13 protein-coding genes are annotated in these 20175 nt (G+C 69.8%); 11 read left to right on the top strand and 2 right to left on the bottom strand.

The features are described 5' to 3' along the window. Positions 1 to 225: 225 nt before the first annotated feature. The 5 genes from ACZ60E_RS37175 to ACZ60E_RS37195 all read left to right on the top strand — a co-directional run bounded on the left by ACZ60E_RS37175 (position 226) and on the right by ACZ60E_RS37195 (position 9687). Positions 226 to 1719 carry a diaminobutyrate--2-oxoglutarate transaminase family protein gene (locus ACZ60E_RS37175; RefSeq protein WP_469446417.1) on the top strand — a complete coding sequence of 498 codons (1494 nt, stop codon included), beginning with the start codon at positions 226 to 228 and terminating at the stop codon, positions 1717 to 1719. A 200-nt stretch (positions 1720 to 1919) separates the two neighbouring features. Continuing rightward, on the top strand, positions 1920 to 4103 hold the full coding sequence (locus ACZ60E_RS37180) for an IucA/IucC family protein (protein WP_469446320.1): 2184 nt from the start codon (positions 1920 to 1922) through the stop codon (positions 4101 to 4103). 39 nt (positions 4104 to 4142) lie between these two features. Then, entirely contained in the window at positions 4143 to 5156 is a 1014-nt protein-coding gene (locus ACZ60E_RS37185; protein WP_469446321.1) for a GNAT family N-acetyltransferase, read from the top strand. A gap of 426 nt (positions 5157 to 5582) precedes the next feature. Then, positions 5583 to 7547, top strand: coding sequence for an IucA/IucC family protein (locus tag ACZ60E_RS37190; RefSeq protein ID WP_469446323.1), 1965 nt, complete (start codon positions 5583 to 5585; stop codon positions 7545 to 7547). Positions 7548 to 7647: 100 nt separating this feature from the next. Continuing rightward, positions 7648 to 9687, top strand: a complete 2040-nt coding sequence (locus ACZ60E_RS37195; protein WP_469446324.1) for an ATP-dependent DNA helicase — start codon at positions 7648 to 7650, stop codon at positions 9685 to 9687. Positions 9688 to 9867: 180 nt separating this feature from the next. Here the strand turns inward: ACZ60E_RS37195 and lexA are convergent, their stop codons facing one another. Next, positions 9868 to 10650 carry a transcriptional repressor LexA gene (lexA, locus tag ACZ60E_RS37200; RefSeq protein ID WP_189774560.1) on the bottom strand — a complete coding sequence of 261 codons (783 nt, stop codon included), beginning with the start codon at positions 10648 to 10650 and terminating at the stop codon, positions 9868 to 9870. 527 nt (positions 10651 to 11177) lie between these two features. Here lexA and nrdR point away from each other — a divergent pair. Both nrdR and ACZ60E_RS37210 read left to right on the top strand, forming a co-directional pair. Next, positions 11178 to 11729 carry a transcriptional regulator NrdR gene (nrdR, locus tag ACZ60E_RS37205; RefSeq protein WP_469446326.1) on the top strand — a complete coding sequence of 184 codons (552 nt, stop codon included), beginning with the start codon at positions 11178 to 11180 and terminating at the stop codon, positions 11727 to 11729. A 153-nt stretch (positions 11730 to 11882) separates the two neighbouring features. After that, entirely contained in the window at positions 11883 to 14777 is a 2895-nt protein-coding gene (locus ACZ60E_RS37210) for a vitamin B12-dependent ribonucleotide reductase (protein ID WP_469446327.1), read from the top strand. Between the two features lie 121 nt (positions 14778 to 14898). Here ACZ60E_RS37210 and ACZ60E_RS37215 read toward each other — a convergent pair whose 3' ends face one another. Then, on the bottom strand, positions 14899 to 15432 hold the full coding sequence (locus tag ACZ60E_RS37215) for a TerD family protein (protein WP_469446329.1): 534 nt from the start codon (positions 15430 to 15432) through the stop codon (positions 14899 to 14901). Positions 15433 to 15585: 153 nt separating this feature from the next. On the opposite strand from ACZ60E_RS37215, the gene ACZ60E_RS37220 reads away from it, so the two are divergent. The 4 genes from ACZ60E_RS37220 to ACZ60E_RS37235 all read left to right on the top strand — a co-directional run bounded on the left by ACZ60E_RS37220 (position 15586) and on the right by ACZ60E_RS37235 (position 20075). Next, positions 15586 to 16191 (top strand): YdbC family protein, encoded by a 606-nt coding sequence (locus tag ACZ60E_RS37220; RefSeq protein ID WP_384798679.1) that lies wholly within the window; start codon positions 15586 to 15588, stop codon positions 16189 to 16191. Between the two features lie 146 nt (positions 16192 to 16337). Further along, the gene (locus tag ACZ60E_RS37225) at positions 16338 to 16997 is read left to right on the top strand and encodes a histidine phosphatase family protein (protein WP_385834817.1); all 660 of its coding nucleotides are present in this window, start codon (positions 16338 to 16340) and stop codon (positions 16995 to 16997) included. A gap of 191 nt (positions 16998 to 17188) precedes the next feature. Then, positions 17189 to 18100 (top strand): ADP-ribosylglycohydrolase family protein, encoded by a 912-nt coding sequence (locus ACZ60E_RS37230; protein ID WP_469446331.1) that lies wholly within the window; start codon positions 17189 to 17191, stop codon positions 18098 to 18100. Between the two features lie 535 nt (positions 18101 to 18635). Further along, positions 18636 to 20075, top strand: coding sequence for a DUF4153 domain-containing protein (locus ACZ60E_RS37235; RefSeq protein WP_469446418.1), 1440 nt, complete (start codon positions 18636 to 18638; stop codon positions 20073 to 20075). The last annotated feature ends 100 nt before the right edge of the window (positions 20076 to 20175 follow it).

Here is a 20175-nt window from a genome sequence, read left to right on the forward strand (position 1 = left end):
GGATCTTAGGTCCGCCGTTGCCCCGCGCGCTCCTCGTCGTTGGTACGTACGGGGGACGTTCCGGCTGCGTTCATTCCCCTGCCGCCCCACCGGGCGGTCCGGCAACTCGCCTCTGCACAGCGTGGCACGGACGGCGAGAACAGCGGGAGGACGGCAGACGTGGCGGTGACGGAGTCCGCGCCCGAGGCGGCGCCCGCGGCACAGGAAGCGGCGGGGGCGCGCGCGATGCACGAAGGGGCTGGGGCGCCCATTCAGGAGAACGCGACGGCGCGCACGGCGTACGAAACCGCGACCGTACACACGGCGCACGAGAACGCGACGGCGCGCGCGGCGCAAGAAGGCATCCTGCGGCGGCAGTCGGCGCGCGAGTCGGCGGCACGCACCTACGCGCGCGCCCTGCCGATCGTCCCCGTACGGGCGCGCGGGCTGACCATCGAGGGCGCCGATGGGAGCCGCTATCTCGACTGCCTCTCGGGCGCGGGCACACTCGCCCTCGGCCACAACCACCCGGTCGTCCTGGAGGCCATCCGCAAGGTCCTCGACTCGGGCGCCCCGCTGCACGTCCTGGACCTGGCCACACCCGTCAAGGACGCCTTCACCACCGAGCTGTTCCGCACACTGCCGCCCGGTCTCGCCGACCGCGCGCGGGTGCAGTTCTGTGGCCCCGCGGGCACGGACGCCGTCGAGGCGGCGCTGAAACTGGTCCGCACGGCGACCGGACGCCACGGGATCCTCGCCTTCACGGGCGCCTATCACGGGATGACGGAGGGGGCGCTCGCAGCATCCGGAGGCGCCCCGGACGTACGAGTCACCCGCCTGCCCTATCCGCAGGACTACCGCTGCCCGTTCGGCGTCGGAGGCGAGCAAGGGGCCGAACTCGCCGCCCGCTGGACGCAGTCCCTCCTCGACGACACGAAATCCGGGGTGGGGAGCCCCGCTGGCATGATCCTCGAACCGGTGCAGGGCGAAGGCGGAGTGATCCCGGCCCGCGACGACTGGATGCGGCGGATACGGGAGATCACCGCCGCGCGCTCCATTCCACTGATCGCCGACGAGGTGCAGACGGGGGTCGGCCGGACCGGCACCTTCTGGGCGGTCGATCACAGCGGTGTCACCCCCGACGTGATGGTCATGTCCAAGGCCATCGGCGGCAGCCTGCCGCTGGCCGTCGTCGTCTACCACGACGACCTCGACGTATGGGAACCGGGCGCCCACGCCGGCACGTTCCGCGGCAACCAACTCGCCATGGCGGCGGGCGCCGCGACCCTCGCGTACGTCCGCGAGAACGGACTCGCCGAGCGCGCCGCCGCCCTGGGCGACCGCATGATCGGCCAACTCCGCGCTCTGCAGTCCGACTTCGGTTGCGTCGGGGAGGTGCGCGGCAGAGGACTGATGATCGGCGTCGAGTTCGTGGACCCCGAGAAGCCGTCCGCGACCCCCGGAGGGCCTCCTCCTACCGCGCCCGAACTGGCCGCCGCCGTCCAGCGGGAGTGCCTGCGACGCGGACTGATCGTGGAACTGGGCGGTCGAAACGCCGGCGTGGTGCGCCTGCTCCCACCCCTCACGATCACCGACGAACAGGCGACCGCGGTACTGGACCGGCTCGCTGACGCGGTCGCCGAGGTGGCGAAGGCGCCCACCGACCGAGGTGGCACGGGCGCCCGGAAGCTGCCGGCCGCGCGCACCGGACAGGCCGTACAGACCGAGCACGCAGGGTAGGGCGGCGCACCTATGGGGGATCCGGGCCCGGCACCGGGAGGCGAGCGTCTCTCCGCTGACGGCCTTGGCGACAACCGCCAGGGCTACCGGGCGACGCCCTCCATCTCCCCTTCCCGACCAGGAAACGCACAGGTGTCACCCATGCCGGAACAGCCCCGGCTCGTCGCCGTACGAGCCTGAACCACCTCCAAGGAACCCTTTTGAACGCCACGCCCGCATCCGACGGACGCCCCCAGCCCCACGAGCGAGCAGCCTGCCGCCCACAGCAGGTCCCGCTCGGGCCGGGGACCGAATCGGTCCCCCGGCAGAAGGGAGGGGCCAGGACGTCCGAAGGACTGTACGGCGCCACCACCGACCTGCTGGAACACCCCGACCCGCACACCGCCGCCCAGGCCGCGGCCGTGGAGAACCTGCTGCGCTGCTGGGTACGCGAGCACGACCTCCCCGCTCCAACCGACGGCGCCCTGCGCATCCCCCTCCCTGCCAGTGGTACGGCCCTCGTCGTCCCGGTCCAGTACTGGTCCCCCACGGGGTGGCACCGACTGGGCCCTCCTCACCTCGCCAGCGCCCCGGACCAGGCCCCTCCCACCGACGCGGTCACGCTCGCGGCGCTACTGGGCCGCGAAACCCCGACGCACGAGGTTCCGGGGCATGCGGCCCCGACGCACGGGACGACCGCGCACGGGACCGAGGTGCATGGGACCGAGGTGCATGGGGCTCCGGCGCACGAAACCGCGACGCACGGGGTCCCGACAGCGTCCGCCGAGTCCGTCTCAGCCGAGTCCGCCTCAGCGCACACGCACAAGCACGCGTCCGCCGCCGCGACGCCTCCCGCCGCACCGGGTGCGACCGCCGCCGAAGCGAGCGCCTACGTCACTTCCGCGGCAGCCGCCGGGTTCCGGGCCTCGGTCGACGACGAAGACCTGGTCGGCCGGGTCGCGGACTCCCTGCGACGGACCGTCGTGTTCATCACGGACCGCAGGGAGAACCCCGCGGACGGCTCCGACCTCTTCCTCTCCGCCGAGCAGTCGCTCCTGCTCGGCCACCCGCTCCACCCCACCCCGAAGAGTCGCGAAGGCCTTTCCGTCGCCGAGAACCGGCTCTACTCACCGGAGTTGCGGGGCTCCTTCGCCCTGCACTGGATGGCCGTCGCCCCCTCCGTGCTCGCCACCGACTCGGCGTGGACCGAGCGCGGCCGGCCCGTACCCGCGGAACAGCTCACCTCCCGGCTCGCCGGTGCCGGACTGCAACTGCCCGAGGGCTACGCCGTGCTGCCGATGCACCCCTGGCAGCTCCGAGAGGTCCACCGACGCCCGGAGACCGCGAAACTCCTGGCCGCCGGACTGCTTCGGGACCTCGGCCCCCACGGCTCCCCGTGGCACCCCACCTCCTCCGTCCGCACCCTCTACCGCTCCGGCGCCCCCGCGATGCTGAAGCTGTCGCTGGGCCTGCGCATCACCAACTCCCGCCGGGAGAACCTCCGCAAGGAGTTCCACCGCGGGGTCGAGGTCCACCGCCTGCTGCGGGCCGGCCTCGCCGAACAGTGGCAGGCGACCCACCCTGGCTTCGACATCGTGCGCGACCCCGCGTGGCTCGCGGTGAACGAACCCGACGGCAGTCCGGTGACCGGCCTCGACGTGATGATCCGCCACAACCCGTTCACGCCGACCGACGACGTCTCCTGCATCGCCGGGCTCGTCTCGCCCAGGCCCGGCAGCACGTCCACCGGACAGCGACACCCGGAGCAGCCCCGGTCCGCGACCCGGTCACGGCTCACCGAGATCGTCACCCGGCTCGCCGGCCGCACGGGTCGGCCGCGCGGAGCCGTCGCCGCGGAGTGGTTCCTGCGCTACCTCGAACATGTCGTCCGCCCTGTCCTCTGGCTGGACAGCGAAGCCGGCATCGCGCTGGAGGCACACCAGCAGAACACCCTGCTCCTGCTGGACCCGGAAGGCTGGCCCAGGGGTGGCCGCTACCGCGACAACCAGGGCTATTACTTCCGAGAGTCCCGCCGCGCGGAACTGGACAAGCGACTGCCCGGTATCGGCGAGCAGAGCGACACCTTCGTCTCCGACGCGGTCACCGACGAACGGTTCGCCTACTACCTCGCCATCAACAACGTGCTCGGCCTCATCGGCGCCTTCGGCTCACAACGCCTCGCTGACGAACGCCTGTTGCTGGCCGCCTTCCGCCGCTTCCTCACCAGCGTCGCCTCCGGCCCGGCCCGCCTGCTGCGAACAACCCTGCCCTCCCTCCTGCTCGACTCTCCTGTCCTGCGCTGCAAGGCCAACCTGCTGACCCGGCTGCACGGCCTCGACGAACTCGTCGGCCCGGTCGACACCCAGTCCGTCTACGTCACCATCGCCAACCCCCTTCATTCCTGAGGAACATGCCCCACCCCGTCTCCTGAGAGGAGCGTCGCCGTGCCTCCCCCCGATGCGAGCACCGACGCCGACGCCGCTGCCGATACCACCCACCGCGCTGTGGCCCGGAGCGAAACGGGCCCCGCTGCGGGCACCCCGGACGGCGCGGGCAGCCCGAACAGCCCTGGCAACGCGGACACCCTCGACCTGCGCCTGCCCGACGATTTCCTCGCGCTCTTCGTACAAGGCGCCGAAACAGCCCAGGTGGTCGAGACAGCCGGCGGGGAACCGAACAGCGGGGAGCCATCCGGCGGGGGACAGGACCCCGGGGAGCTAGGCGGAGGGAAACAGGACCCCGGGAGACAGGACCCCGCGAAACTGGACCCGGGAGAACAGGGCAGCGGCGAACATCACGGCAGGACGACGCACCCGCAACACGGCAGGACGAAGTACCCGGCACCGTGCGAGACGAGACCTGCCCGTCCCTTCACCCCCGCCGGTGAGGACCTGCTCGACCGCGTCGGTGACTGGGGGCGGACGGCCACCGCCGTGGGCGCCTTCCACCTGGTCCCCGTACACCTCGCCCGTGACCTTCCGCTGATCAGCCGCTGGATGAACGACCCTGCCGTGGCCGCCTTCTGGGAGCTCGCCAGCCCCAGTACGGCGACCGAGGACCACCTGCGCGCCCAGCTCGACGGTGACGGACGCAGCGTCCCCTGTCTCGGCATTCTGGACGGCACACCGATGAGCTACTGGGAGATCTACCGAGCGGATCTCGACCCTTTGGCCCGCCACTACCCGGCCCGCCTGCACGACACCGGAATCCACCTCCTCATCGGCGGCGTCGCCCATCGCGGGCGGGGACTCGGCACGATCCTGCTCCGTGCTGTCTCCGACCTCGTCCTCGACCGTCGTCCCTCCTGCGCACGAGTCGTCGCAGAGCCCGACCTTCGCAACACCCCCTCCGTGTCCGCCTTCCTGAGCGCCGGCTTCCGGTTCTCCGCCGAGGTCGAGCTGCCCGACAAGAAGGCAGCCCTCATGGTCCGAGACCGGGCCCTGCGCGATCTGTTGTAGCGCCGTCACTTTTAGTACACCGCTCGTCCCGATCAGGTTCCCAGTCGAGGAGTCCCTGTGCCGAACCCGTCCGCCGCCCCGGCTCCCGGAGAGCCGTCCCGTCTCTACGACCCGCCGGAACTGAGCCCGGAAAGATGGGAGGAGGCGGGGCGTCGCCTGCTCGCGAAGATGATTGGCGAGTTCGCGCACGAGGAGATCCTGCTGCCGGAACCGGCTGCGTACGGCGCCGGCGGTACGGCGGTGGCAGGTGTTTCTTCCAGCCCCTCCGGCCCCTCCAACATTTCCAATCCCTCCAGCGCCGGGGCTGCCGACGGGTCCCGCGGCCCCAGAGGAGACGATTCGCCACGCGATACCGAAGCGCAGCGACTGCTCACCACGCCACCCGTCCCCGGGCCCCAGGGCTCGGCCACGCCCCCATCCGGGACCTTGCCGACTGACGCCGCCCTCGACGGCGAGCGCTCCTACACACTCCGCCTCGACGCCGGTGGCATCCTCGCCTTCCGCGCCCGCCGTGGTGCGTACGACAGTTGGCGGGTGGACCCGTCGTCACTCACCCTGACCGAAGCGGCCGGAACAACCGCAGCGCTCTCCGCCGAACGCGCCGCCGAGCCCGTGACCGAGCCCCAGCCTGCAGCGGAGCCCGAGGCTGAACGCGCGACCGAAGCCGCACACGCCGCCCAGCTCGTACTCGCTGCCGAAGCCGCACCTCCCGCCGCAACCGAACCAACCACCAAGCCCGCGACCTCCGATCTCACGGCCCCCTCCGAGCCCACACCCCCCGTCGACCCCAAGGCCCCCACCGAGCCCTCAGACCCCACCCCCACAGCACCCAGCGCCCCCGCACCGCCCCCACACCAGCGGCCCTACACCGACCCCCTCGACTTCCTCACCCGCGCCCGTGCCGTGCTCCATCTCGACGGCGCCACCCTCGGTCACGTCATCCGCGAACTGTCGACCACACTCGCCGCGGACGCCCGGCTGGACCACACCGCGCTCCCGGCCGCCCGCCTCGCCGATCTCGGGTACGCGGAACTGGAAGGCCACCAGACAGGTCATCCCTGGATCGTCCTCAACAAGGGCCGGCTCGGCTTCTCCGCGACGGACGCCGCCCAGTGGGCGCCCGAGGGCCGAAGGGCGACCGTCCTGCCGTGGATCGCCGTCCACACCTCGCTCGCCACCTACCGGGGTGTCGAGGGCCTGGACAGCGCCGACCAGCTCTACGCGCGCGAGCTCGACCCCGCCGTCCGCAAGTCGTACGACACCGCGCTGCGCGCGCGGGGGCTCACTCCGGAGTCGTACCTCTATCTGCCCGTGCACCCCTGGCAGTGGAACGACGTCGTGCTGCCGCTCTTCGCGCCCTCCGTCGCAGCGGGAGCCATCGTCCCCCTGCCCCCGGACGGCGATCTCCGTCTGCCCCAGCAGTCGATCCGTACGTTCCTGAACACCTCACGTCCGGACCGGCACACGGTGAAACTGCCGCTGTCCGTCCTCAACACCCTTGTGTGGCGCGGGCTGCCCACGGAACGGACGCTCGCGGCCCCAGCCGTCACCGCCTGGATGCACGGGCTGCGGGACACCGATCCCTTTCTGCACGACACCTGCGGGGTGATCCTGCTGGGCGAAGTCGCGTCCGTGACGGTCGGGCACCCGGTGTACGACGCGCTGCCGGAAGTCCCGTACCAGTACAGAGAACTGCTCGGTGCGATCTGGCGCGAGCCGCTCTCCCGGCATCTCGCGCCCGGCGAACGCGCCCGTACGCTCGCCGCTCTCCTGCACACCGACCCCGACGGCCGTGCCTTCGCGGCGGAGCTGGTCGACCGCTCGGGCCTCGACCCGCGAAGCTGGCTGCGCCGCCTCTTCGCCGCGCTGCTGCCGCCCCTGCTGCACTTCCTCTACCGCTACGGCACTGTGTTCAGCCCACACGGCGAGAACGCGATCGTTGTCTTCGACGACCACGACGTACCGGTGCGGCTCGCGGTGAAGGACTTCGTGGACGACGTGAACGTGAGCGCCGAGCGGCTTCCCGAGCACGCCTCCATGCCCGACGACGTACGGGCCGTGCTGCTCACGGAGCCGGCCGCCTTCCTCACCCAGTTCATCCACTCCGGGCTCTTCGTCGGCGTCTTTCGCTATCTGGCCCCGCTGTGCCAGGAGCAACTGGGCGTCCGCGAGGACGAGTTCTGGTCACTCGTCCGGGCGGAGATCCTCCGCCACCACAGGCGCTTCCCGGAGCTCAAGGAACGCTACGAGACGTTCGACCTGCTCACTCCCCGTATCGAGCGGCTCTGTCTCAACCGCAACCGGCTGCACCTCGACGGCTACCGGGACCGGCCGCAGCGCCCGCACGCCGCCGTGCACGGCACCGTCCCGAACCCCCTCCACCAGTCGTGATCACCCACAGCACCGACGCCCCTGTACGCGTCCTGATCACATCCCCCTCCACCGCCGCGATCACCCGGTTGTCGGTGCCGACCCGTAGGGTGGTCGGGCTATGACAGAGCCCTCACTCCCCGAACTCCTGCACGCCGCCGTCACAGCCGTCGGCGGTACGGAGCGCCCTGGCCAGGTGACCATGGCCGAATCCGTCGCGCAGGCCATCGACGACGGTTCCCATCTGCTGGTCCAGGCGGGCACCGGCACCGGTAAGTCGCTCGGCTACCTGGTTCCCGCGCTGGCGCACGGGGAGCGGGTCGTCGTGGCGACCGCCACCCTGGCGCTCCAGCGGCAGCTCGTCGAGCGGGATCTGCCGCGCACGGTGGATGCCCTGCATCCGCTGCTGCGCCGCCGACCCGAGTTCGCGATGCTCAAGGGCCGGTCGAACTACCTGTGTCTGCACCGTCTCCACGAAGGAGCGCCGCAGGACGAGGAGGAGGGCCTTTTCGACCAGTTCGAGGCGGCCGCGCCCACCAGCAAGCTGGGTCAGGACCTGCTGCGGCTGCGGGAGTGGTCGGACGAGACCGAGACGGGGGACCGCGACAACCTCACCCCCGGCGTCTCGGACCGGGCCTGGTCGCAGATCTCCGTCTCCTCCAGGGAGTGCCTCGGCGCCTCGAAGTGCGCCTACGGAGCGGAGTGTTTCGCCGAGGCGGCCCGTGAGCGCGCCAAGCTCGCCGATGTCGTCGTCACCAACCACGCGCTGCTCGCGATCGACGCCATCGAAGGCGCCCCCGTCCTCCCTCAGCACGAGGTGCTGATCGTCGACGAGGCCCACGAACTGGTCTCCCGGGTGACCGGAGTCGCGACCGGCGAGCTGACCCCCGGCCAGGTCAACCGCGCCGTGCGCCGGGCGGCGAAGCTCGTCAACGAAAAGGCCGCCGATCAGCTCCAGACGGCCGCAGAGGGCTTCGAGCGGCTGATGGAGCTGGCTCTGCCCGGCCGCCTTGAAGAGGTCCCGGAGGATCTCGGATACGCGCTGATGGCTCTGCGTGACGCCGCCCGCACGGTGATCTCGGGGATCGGGGCGACCCGCGACAAGTCCGTCACGGACGAGGACGCCGTCCGCAAGCAGGCGCTCGCCTCCGTGGAGAGCGTCCACGACGTGGCGGAGCGCATCACGAACGGCTCCGAGTGGGACGTCGTCTGGTACGAGCGGCACGACCGCTTCGGGGCGTCTCTGAGGGTCGCGCCGATGTCCGTGGCGGGCCTGCTGCGCGAGAAGCTCTTCACGGACCGCTCCGTCGTCCTGGCCTCGGCCACGCTGAAGCTCGGCGGGGATTTCAACGGTGTGGGCGCCTCCCTCGGCCTGTCTCCGGAAGGCGTCCAGGGGGAGGACATCCCGCTCTGGAAGGGTCTCGACGTCGGCTCGCCCTTCGACTACGGCAAGCAGGGCATCCTGTACGTCGCGAAGCACCTGGCCAGACCCGCCCGGGACAGCGACCGCGGAGACATGCTCGACGAACTCACCGAGCTGATCCAGGCGGCCGGCGGTCGGACGCTCGGCCTGTTCTCCTCGATGCGGGCCGCCCAGCTCGCCGCGGAGGAACTGCGCTCCCGCATCCCGGAGTTCCCCATCCTGCTCCAGGGCGAGGAGACGCTCGGCGAGCTGATCAAGAACTTCGCCGCAGACCCGAAGACCTGTCTGTTCGGCACGCTGTCGCTCTGGCAGGGCGTGGACGTGCCGGGTGCAAGCTGCCAGCTGGTCGTCATGGACAAGATTCCCTTCCCGCGCCCCGACGACCCGCTGATGAGTGCCCGCCAGAAGGCGGTCGAGGACGCCGGGGGCAACGGCTTCATGGCTGTCGCGGCCACGCACGCGGCCCTGCTGATGGCCCAGGGCGCCGGCCGCCTCGTACGGGCGACGGAGGACCGGGGTGTGGTCGCCGTGCTGGACCAGCGGCTCGCCACAGCGCGCTACGGCAACTACCTCAAGGCGTCGCTGCCCGACTTCTGGTACACGACGGACCGCAACCAGGCGCGGCGGTCGCTGGCCGCCATCGACGAGAAGGCGCGGAAGGCCGAGGCGGCCCGGGAGGTCGAGGCGGTCCGGGGGGCTGAGACAGCGCAGGAGGCTGTGGCGGCCGAGGAGGCCTGAACGGACTCAGGGGCTGCTCCACCGGTGAAAGCCGGTGGAGCAGCCCCTGAGAGGTGTGCAGCGGTCCGGCGCAGCCCTCCGCGGGAAATCCATGAGCCTCCGCAAGAAACCCATGGGCGGGGACAGCACAGGGCCCCGGAACCGGCGCAGAGGTCCCGGGGCCCGGTCAGGGGTGGATCCTCAGATCCGCCGGAGCACCGCCACGACCTTCCCCAGGATGGTCGCCTCGTCACCCGGGATGGGCTGGTAGGCGGAGTTGTGCGGCAGCAGCCACACATGGCCGTCCTCGCGCTTGAAGCGCTTGACCGTCGCCTCACCGTCCAGCATGGCCGCCACGATGTCGCCGTTCTCCGCGACCGGCTGGCGCCGGACGGTCACCCAGTCGCCGTCGCAGATCGCGGCTTCGATCATCGAGTCGCCGACGACCTTCAGCACGAACAGCTCACCGTCGCCGACCAGCTGCCGGGGCAGCGGGAAGACGTCCTCGACCGACTCCTCGGCGAGGATCGGACCACCGGCGGCGATCCGTCCGACGAGCGGCACGTACGACGCCGCAGGCTTGCCGGCCGTGTCGGTGGGCTGTGCGGTGGACTGGTCGGATCCGCGGACCTCGTAGGCCCTGGGGCGGTGCGGATCGCGGCGCAAGAAGCCCTTGCGCTCCAGTGCCATCAGCTGATGGGCCACGGAGGAGGTGCTGGAGAGGCCGACGGCCTGCCCGATCTCCCTCATGGACGGTGGGTATCCCCGCCGCTGGACGGAGTCCCTGATGACCTCGATGACGCGGCGTTGCCGGTCGGTGAGCCCGGAGCTGTCCGCCCGGATGCCTGGAGGTCGGCCCGGCAGGGAGCGGGCGGGCTTGGGCCCCTCCTGGTTCGCGGTTTCATTCATGGCTTGCACCGGCTCAAATCGGCCCTGGGAGCGGTCCTGGGCAGTGATGGTGGCACTGTCTGCGGTGGTGGTCACGTCGGCCCCTCTCGTTCGTCTCCCTGCTGGACAACGGTAGTTGCTTTCGAAAGGTTGCGCCAAACACACGTTCGAGTGAAAAAACGCGAATGGCCTTACGTGATCACGCGTCTGGGTGTATGGCTACCGCCGCACGGGCCGGACGAAGGTGCTCGGTGCCACTTTTTCTCGTACTCTTCGCCGCCGATGCCGTGGCCTTGTGGGTCGGAGCGGGGCGAAGGTCAGTCTGCCATCAGGCGTTCCGTGGATCGGGAACCGGCCCCCGTACCGCTGTCGCACACCGTATCCCCGTACGCTCCCCGCCGGAATGGACGCGCGGCACATGCCAATACGGGTGCGACACGCGCGTAGAGCGTGAAATTCGGGTCAGGCCCTACATATAGTGGTCCGAGTTCCACAGCGGCCCAGAAGTTGTGGTCCCCCGGTCTTCCAGGTCCTAGGTCATCGCCTATGCTTGGGGCTGCTTCGAGGGGCTCAAGGGCCTGCCGAGGCTATCGAGTCGTGCTGTGCGAGGAGGGTTGGATTCGATGCACTGCCCCTTCTGCAGGCACCCCGACAGCCGTGTGGTCGACAGTCGTACGACGGACGACGGCACGTCGATCCGCAGGCGCCGCCAGTGTCCCGACTGCTCCCGTCGGTTCACGACCGTGGAGACGTGCTCCCTCATGGTGGTGAAGCGGTCCGGAGTCACCGAACCGTTCAGCCGCACGAAGGTCATCAACGGCGTGCGCAAGGCGTGCCAGGGTCGGCCCGTCACGGAGGATGCACTCGCTCAGCTCGGCCAGCGGGTCGAGGAGGCGGTGCGGGCCACCGGGAGTGCCGAACTGACCACCCACGACGTGGGACTGGCCATACTCGGCCCCTTGCAGGAGCTCGACCTCGTCGCTTACCTGCGGTTCGCGTCCGTGTACCGGGCGTTCGACTCGCTGGAGGACTTCGAGGCCGCCATCACGGAACTCAGGGAAGAGACGCAGGGCCCCGCCACGGTCGACGAAGACGTGTGCGAGGGGTGCCAAGGGAGCGACCGCGGGTCCGGAGAGGCTGTCGAAGTCCCCGTACCCGCACACGCCGCCGACTGACGAGAAGGGCCGGTAGCGGCCCTGCCGATCGGCGGCGACCACATACCTGTTGCCAGCGGACGCGTAGGCGGCGCTAGCAATGCCAGAACACACACCGTGCCCCGGGAAGAACGAGGCACTTCAGGGCGTTTTAGCCTGATACAGGGAGGCGGCATGACAGAGACGGCGAGCGGTCCGGCACGAGGTTCCCGCGCAAAGGGCACCAAGGCCACCAAGGGACTGCGTATCGAGCGCATCCACACCACCCCGGGCGTGCACCCGTACGACGAGGTGTCCTGGGAGCGCCGTGACGTCGTCATGACCAATTGGCGCGACGGCTCGGTCAATTTCGAGCAGCGTGGCGTCGAGTTCCCCGACTTCTGGTCGTTGAACGCGGTCAACATCGTCACCAGCAAGTACTTCCGGGGTGCCGTGGGCACTCCGCAGCGCGAGGTGAGCCTCAAGCAGCTCATCGACCGCATCGTGAAGACGTATCGGAAGGCCGGCGAGGACTACAAGTACTTCGCGTCGCCCGCCGACGCCGAGATCTTCGAGCACGAGCTGGCGTACGCCCTCCTGCACCAGATCTTCAGCTTCAACTCGCCGGTGTGGTTCAACGTCGGCACGCCCCAGCCGCAGCAGGTCTCCGCCTGCTTCATCCTGGCCGTCGACGACTCCATGGAGTCGATCCTCGACTGGTACAAGGAAGAGGGCATGATCTTCAAGGGCGGCTCCGGCGCCGGCCTGAACCTCTCCCGGATCCGCTCCTCCAAGGAGCTGCTCTCCTCGGGCGGCAACGCCTCGGGTCCCGTCTCCTTCATGCGCGGTGCCGACGCCTCCGCAGGAACGATCAAGTCGGGTGGCGCCACGCGCCGCGCGGCCAAGATGGTCATCCTCGACGTCGACCACCCCGACATCGAGGACTTCATCCAGACCAAGGTCAAGGAAGAGGAGAAGATCCGCGCCCTGCGCGACGCGGGCTTCGACATGGACCTGGGCGGCGACGACATCACGTCCGTTCAGTACCAGAACGCCAACAACTCGGTCCGCGTGAACGACACGTTCATGAAGGCCGTCGAGAACGGCGAGAAGTTCGGGCTGACGTCCCGCATGACCGGCGAGGTCATCGAGGAGGTCGACGCCAAGGACCTCTTCCGCAAGATGGCGGAGGCGGCCTGGGCCTGCGCCGACCCGGGCATCCAGTACGACGACACGATCAACCGCTGGCACACGTGCCCGGAGTCCGGCCGTATCAACGGCTCGAACCCGTGCAGCGAGTACATGCACCTGGACAACACGTCCTGCAACCTCGCCTCGCTGAACCTGATGAAGTTCCTGAAGGACGACAGCAAGGGCCGCCAGTCCTTCGACGTCGAGCGCTTCTCGCAGGTCGTCGAGCTCGTCATCACGGCGATGGACATCTCGATCTGCTTCGCGGACTTCCCGACGCAGAAGATCGGCGAGAACACCCGCGCCTTCCGCCAGCTGGGCATCGGCTACGCCAACCTCGGCGCCCTGCTGATGGCCACCGGTCACGCGTACGACTCCGACGGCGGCCGCTCCCTCGCCGGCGCCATCACCTCGCTGATGACCGGCACCTCGTACAAGCGGTCCGCCGAGCTCGCCGCGGTCGTCGGCCCGTACGACGGCTACGCCCGCAACGCGCAGCCGCACCAGCGCGTCATGAAGCAGCACTCCGACGCCAACGCCGTGGCCCCCCGCGTGGACGACCTGGACACGCCGATCTGGGCCGCCGCGACGGAGTCCTGGCAGGACGTGCTGCGTCTCGGCGAGAAGAACGGCTTCCGCAACGCACAGGCCTCGGTCATCGCCCCGACCGGCACCATCGGTCTCGCGATGTCCTGCGACACCACCGGCCTTGAGCCCGACCTCGCGCTGGTCAAGTTCAAGAAGCTGGTCGGCGGCGGCTCGATGCAGATCGTCAACGGCACCGTCCCGCAGGCCCTGCGCCGCCTGGGTTACCAGGAGGAGCAGATCGAGGCGATCGTCGCCCACATCGCCGACCACGGCAATGTGATCGACGCCCCGGGCCTCAAGACCGAGCACTACGAGGTCTTCGACTGCGCCATGGGCGAGCGTTCCATCTCCGCGATGGGCCACGTCCGCATGATGGCCGCGATCCAGCCGTGGATCTCCGGCGCGCTCTCCAAGACGGTCAACCTGCCGGAGACGGCGACCGTCGAGGACGTCGAAGAGGTCTACTTCGAGGCGTGGAAGATGGGCGTCAAGGCGCTCGCGATCTACCGCGACAACTGCAAGGTCGGCCAGCCCCTCTCCGCGAAGACCAAGGAGAAGGAGAAGGTCGCGGTCACGGCCAAGGCCGAGGACACCATCCGTACCGCGGTCGAGAAGGTCGTCGAGTACCGCCCGGTCCGCAAGCGCCTCCCGAAGGGCCGTCCCGGCATCACCACGTCCTTCACGGTCGGCGGCGCCGAGGGCTACATGACCGCCAACTCCTACCCGGACGACGGTCTCGGCGAGGTCTTCCTGAAGATGTCGAAGCAGGGCTCCACCCTCGCGGGCATGATGGACGCCTTCTCGATCGCCGTCTCCGTAGGCCTGCAGTACGGCGTCCCCCTGGAGACGTACGTCTCCAAGTTCACCAACATGCGCTTCGAGCCGGCCGGTATGACGGACGACCCGGACGTGCGGATGGCGCAGTCGATCGTCGACTACATCTTCCGCCGCCTGGCGCTCGACTTCCTGCCCTTCGAGACGCGTTCCGCCCTCGGCATCCACTCGGCCGACGAGCGGCAGCGACACCTGGAGACGGGCTCGTACGAGGCCGGCGAGGACGAGGTCGACGTTGAGGGGCTGGCCCAGTCCGCGCCCCGCGCGCAGGAACTGAAGGCCGTCGTCACCCCGAAGGTCGAGGTCGAAGCGGTCAAGCCCGCTCCGCTGCAGGCCCACACCAGTGCCGAACTGGTGGAGATGCAGCTGGGCATCCAGGCGGACGCCCCCCTGTGCTTCTCCTGCGGTACGAAGATGCAGCGGGCCGGTTCCTGCTACATCTGCGAGGGCTGCGGTTCGACCAGCGGTTGCAGCTGATCTTTAGCGGACCCACACGCCGAAGGGGCGGTACAGCCACAAGCTGTACCGCCCCTTCGGCGCGTCCGCGTACTTTCAGCGCGTGAGCGTGTGCGTGCGCCTGTGAGAGAGCCGCGTGGTCTCAGGACGCGTCGGCGTTGCCCATGATCCTCGCGAAGGTCGCCGGATCCGCGTCGAAGCCCTGGACGGCGGGACGGAAGGTCCACTCTCCGGAGTCGTCACGTACGAACTCGGCGACCGTGGTGGCCGTGGCCCCGAGGACGCCGCCGAAGTCGTTCTCGGACAGGACGGTGTAGCCCTCGCGGATCCGCAGGGCCGGGTTGGTGACGCCGACGAACGTGCGCCGCCCGGTGCGCTGCTGTATGGCGACGCCGACCATCACGCGCGCGTAGCGCTTGTTGAGACGGCTCAGCTCCAGTGTCATCACCTCGTCCCAGCCGAAGCCCTTGCCGTCCTTGCTGTCCCGGTTGAGGTAGATGGTGCCGTCCGGGGAACGGCTGCCGAAGTGCACTACGTAGTCGGGGTTTTCCTGAGCGTCGGTCGCGAGATAGGTGGCGGCGACGATGTCGAGATCGATGGCCGGTTCGCCGGTGGGACTGGGGTCCCACTTCACCGAGACCTCGACCTTGCTGATGCCCTTGTTGAGGCCGTTCACCGCACATCCCTCCTGGTGCCCCTGCGTCGGCCGCCTCAACTGCCGGGCAGGTGAGGCGTGTTGCTTATCGTGCCACGCACACGGGGGCGCTCGCGCGGATGCAGTGCGCCCGACCGTGACCGACGCCACGTTCCTGGGCCTTACGATGGCGCCGTGCTGGTCAAGTGGATTCGCTGCACCGTGGTGGACCGCCGCGGTTTCGAACGGGGACAGCGAAAATGGGCGGGACTTCTGGGGGAGCCGGGATTCCGGGGGCAGGGCGGGGGCTGGAGCCGGGGAAGGCCCGGAGTCGCCCACATCTTTGCCTTCTGGGAGAGCCGTGCCTTCTACGACTCCTTCATGGCGCGCTCCCATGACCGGCTGGCCGCGTCCCAGTCGGGCACCTTCAAGGACCAGTACGCCACACTCTTCGACCATCGCTTCGACGTGAAGACCGGCTTCGAGCCGCGCTTCACGGAGGCCGATCTCGTGCGGGTGGCGCACTGCCGTGTGCACGAGGAGCGTGCCGAGCACTTCGCGCTGATGCAGGAGAAGGTCTGGAACCCTGCGATGGCCGGCTCGCCCGGCATGGTGCGGGGTCTGTTCGGAGAGGCGCCCGGCCCCGAGTTCCTGGTCCTGTCGATGTGGAAGTCGGCCGCCGAGCACGGCAAGTACCGCGCCGAGCGGGTGGAGCGGCTCGCCCTGCGGGCCCAGATAGAGGCGGACGTCGTGGCGCTCACGGGGGACATAGTCCAGCTGGAACCGACCTGGACCGTCTGATGGCGTCTTTGGCGGTGTCCTGACGGCGATCTGACGACGTCCGAGGGCTCTCGAGGGCGTCTCATGAGGCCACGATTTGTGTGACCTGTGACGTATGAAGCCCGTACGAGTGCTCGATCCGGGGTGACCCGATCTAGGGTTCCGGTATGGCACGTCCACGGCGCATCGTTCTTGTCCGGCACGGCGAGTCGGTGGGCAATGCCGATGACTCCGTCTACGAGCGTGAACCCGACCACGCTCTGGCACTCACCGAGAAGGGGTGGCGACAGGCGGAGGAGACGGGCAAGCGGCTCAGAGAGGTATTCGGCCGCGAGCAGGTAAGCGTTTACGTCTCCCCGTACCGCCGCACGCACGAGACCTTCAGGTCCTTCCATCTCGACCCAGGCCAGGTCCGCGTCCGCGAGGAGCCCCGCCTGCGCGAGCAGGACTGGGGCAACTGGCAGGACCGGGACGACGTACGTCTCCAGAAGGCCTATCGCGACGCGTACGGGCACTTCTTCTACCGCTTCGCACAGGGCGAGTCCGGTGCCGATGTGTACGACCGGGTCGGCAACTTCCTGGAAAGCCTCTTCCGGAGCTTCGAGGCGCCCGACCACCCGCCCAACGTGCTCCTGGTGACCCACGGTCTGGCCATGCGGCTGTTCTGCATGCGCTGGTTCCACTGGACGGTCGCCGAGTTCGAGTCGCTGTCGAACCCGGGGAACGCGGAGATGCGGATGCTGGTCCTCGGGGAGGACGGCCGCTACGCGATCGACCGTCCTTTCGAACGCTGGCGGGATCCGGAGTCGTACGGGGCTACTGGGTAGTGGGCTCGTGGGGGCACCTGGATGGTGGGCTCATGGGGCACCTGGGTGGTGCTGGATCCGCCGTCTTGTGTCCTGCATCCTGCGTCCGCCATACGTCGCCCGTCGCCCGTCGTCTGGCGGTGACTGTCTTTCGTCCCGATCTGTCATCTTTTGGCGGTAATCCGTGAGTAACGAACTAGAGTGGCAGGGCGATGACCGCTGACTCCTCTCCCGCCCGGCGCCTCGACCGCGCCCTGGCCAGCCTGCGCGGTCTGGCGGTCGGGGACGCGCTGGGCTCGCAGTTCTTCGTGCCCGCGAACTATCCGCTGCTCCAGGACCGCGCACTGCCGCCCGGCCCCTGGAAATGGACCGACGACACCGAAATGGCCGCCTCCGTAGTGGCCACTCTGGCCGCCCGTCACCGTATCGACCAGGACGAACTGGCCCGCTCCTTCGCCGAGCGCCACGACGCCGACCGGGATTACGGACCCGCGGTGGACCGGCTGCTGCGGCAGATCAAGGAGGGCGGTGACTGGCGCGAACTGTCCTCGGCCCTCTTCAAGGGGCAGGGCTCGTGGGGCAACGGCGCGGCGATGCGGATCGCTCCGCTGGGCGCCTGGTACGCGGACGATCCGGAGCAGGCCACCCACCAGGCCGAGATCTCGGCGTACCCCACGCATCAGCACCGTGAAGCGGTCGTCGGAGCCATGGCCGTGGCGGCCGCCGCCGCGCTGGCCGCGGCACCGGGCGGTCCGCCCAGGCCCGACGCGCTGCTCGACGGCGTCATCGGTCTCGTGCCGCGCAGCGCCGTGGGCGCGGGTCTGCGGCGTGCCCGGGACATGCTCGACTACGGGGACACGACCACGGTGGCGGCTGTCCTCGGTTGCGGCCGACGTACGACCGCGCACGACACGGTGCCGTTCGCACTCTGGTCGGCGGCGCGGGCCCTCGGCGACTACGAAGAGGGCATCTGGGCCACCGCCCAGGTGGGCGGCGACATGGACACGACCTGCGCCATCGTCGGAGGCGTTGTGGCCGCCGGGTCGGCCGGGGCACCGCCCGCGGAGTGGCTGGAGCGGACCGAGGCGCTGCCGGACTGGTTGACACCGGCAGCTGCGCTCTAGACGCTGCATAGTCGGAGGCCGTTCGGCAGAGCATGAGAACGGCTCAGCTCGTGGGCCACGCGCGCGTGCCCTTTTTTCGCCCGCCCCACGTGTCGACCCTTGTCACAGCCCTGCCACAGAGAAGCCGTGGCCCGCTGTCCCGAGAGCCCCGCGGTTACCCTTTCCGCCACGCCGATCGTTGATCATCAAGAGTCGACGCCGACGAAAAACCGGTTCCTGAGCTTCCACCGCAGCCGTGCGCTGCGTGCTGCCCGGACCGGTGGGGGGAGGGGGTCCCGTGTCCGACAAACCGTCCGCGGCCGAGCCGAGAGGGTCGGAGACCGAGGAGCCGGTGGAGTCTGCCGGGTCGAAGGAAACGACGGGCAGGACAGACGCAGAAGGCGCAGCAGAGGCAACAGAGGCAGCAGGTTCGGACACGGGGGCGGGTCCGGGCCGGAAGGACTCCGCCGTGGCGGACCCGGACGAGGGTGAAGCCTGGGACGGTCCCGCCGTCGAGTCCTGGTTCGCGGACGTCCAGGCGGACACCCCCGCGCCCGTGCGTACCGCGACTCTCTGGGCCGCTCTGGCCACCGGTCTGCTCACCATGCTTCTGCTCGGCGAGGGCCTGGCGCTCAATCTCCTGCTGGTGGCGATACCGATCACGCTCGGCGTGTACTTCGCGGCAGGGAGGGCGGGCCGACGGCCGCGTCCCTGGACGCTGGTGTGGGGCGGCGGCGGACTCGCCCTGCTGATCGTTCCGGCGCTCCGTGACGCCGGCTGGCCGTCGTTCCTCGCCATCGTCGCCGCTCTGGCGGTGGGCTCGCTCGCCCTGCACGGCGGTCGTACCTGGACAGGGATGCTGTTCGGCCCGATCGGCCTTTTCACCGCGCTGGTCACCGGTGCCGGCTGGGGCTGGCGCGGGCTGCGCGAGCGGACCGGCGGGGCACGTGGCAACGTGGGCCCGGTACTGCGCGCGATCGTGGTGGCCGCCGTCCTGCTGGTGGTCTTCGGGGCTCTCTTCGCCGGCGCGGACGCGGCTTTCGCCGACCTCCTGGCGGACCTCGTGCCCGACGCGTCGGTCTCCGGCGGCCCCTGGCACGCCGTCCTGTTCGTGATCGGCGTGGTCGGCGCTCTGGCGGCGGCGCACACGGCCGCGGCGCCCGTTCCGTGGGACCGCGTCGTGGTGCCCCCGGGCCGCGCCCGTGGCCGCGTCGAGTGGGCCCTGCCCCTGGTCGTACTCGTCGCGCTCTTCGCTGTCTTCAACGCCGTCCAACTGGTCGTCCTGCTCGGTGGGTACGACGCCGTCCTGGACAAGACCGGCCAGACATACTCCGAGTACGCGCGTCAGGGCTTCTGGCAGTTGCTCCTGGTCACGCTTCTCACCCTGGTCGTCATCGTCCTCGCCCTGCGCTGGGCGCCCCGGGACGACGCGCGCGACCGGACGCTGGTACGCGCCGTCCTCGGCACCCTCTGCGCCCTCGCCCTCGTGGTCGTCGCCTCGGCGGTACGGCGTATGGACATGTACGTGGAGGCGTACGGGCTGACCCGGCTGCGGATCTCCGTCGTGACCGTCGAACTCTGGCTCGGCCTGGTCATCGTGCTCATCATGGCCGCCGGTGTCCTCGGGGCCCGCTGGCTGCCGCGCGTGGTACTGGCCAGCGCCGCCGCGACGGTGCTCGTCTTCGGGCTCGTGTCGCCCGACGGCCTGATCGCCGAACGCAATGTCCAGCGGTACGAGCGCACGGGCACGTTCGACCTCGACTACGCGCGCGGGTTGTCCGCCGATGCCGTGCCGGCTCTGGACAAACTTGATGAGCCGCTGCGGTCCTGTGCCCTGAAAACCATCGACGAGGACCTGGGGGAGAACGCCGCCCCCTGGTACGCCAGGAGTTGGGGCGAGGCACGAGCCCGAAACATCCTCGACGAGCGGAAGCCGTCCCCTCAGGCCGACTGGCGCGAGTGCAGCCGCCTGGAACAGGACCTGACGTACCGCTGAGGCGGGGCGTGGAGGGCGCGTACCGCTCGCGTATCGCTGAAGTCGCCGGGCGCGCCCACCGAGTACGCGTACAGGCCGCTTCGGACGTGCCGTGTTGTGT

It is taken from the genome of Streptomyces sp. NPDC102514 (assembly GCF_055584525.1).

What these genes read in the sequence shown, in the direction of transcription:
- ACZ60E_RS37175 (WP_469446417.1), top strand. Translation starts at nt 226, where the DNA reads ATGCACGAAGGGGCTGGGGCGCCCATTCAGGAGAACGCGACGGCGCGC.
- ACZ60E_RS37210 (WP_469446327.1), top strand. Translation starts at nt 11,883, where the DNA reads ATGACAGAGACGGCGAGCGGTCCGGCACGAGGTTCCCGCGCAAAGGGC.
- ACZ60E_RS37195 (WP_469446324.1), top strand. Translation starts at nt 7,648, where the DNA reads ATGACAGAGCCCTCACTCCCCGAACTCCTGCACGCCGCCGTCACAGCC.
- nrdR (WP_469446326.1), top strand. Translation starts at nt 11,178, where the DNA reads ATGCACTGCCCCTTCTGCAGGCACCCCGACAGCCGTGTGGTCGACAGT.
- ACZ60E_RS37230 (WP_469446331.1), top strand. Translation starts at nt 17,189, where the DNA reads ATGACCGCTGACTCCTCTCCCGCCCGGCGCCTCGACCGCGCCCTGGCC.
- ACZ60E_RS37225 (WP_385834817.1), top strand. Translation starts at nt 16,338, where the DNA reads ATGGCACGTCCACGGCGCATCGTTCTTGTCCGGCACGGCGAGTCGGTG.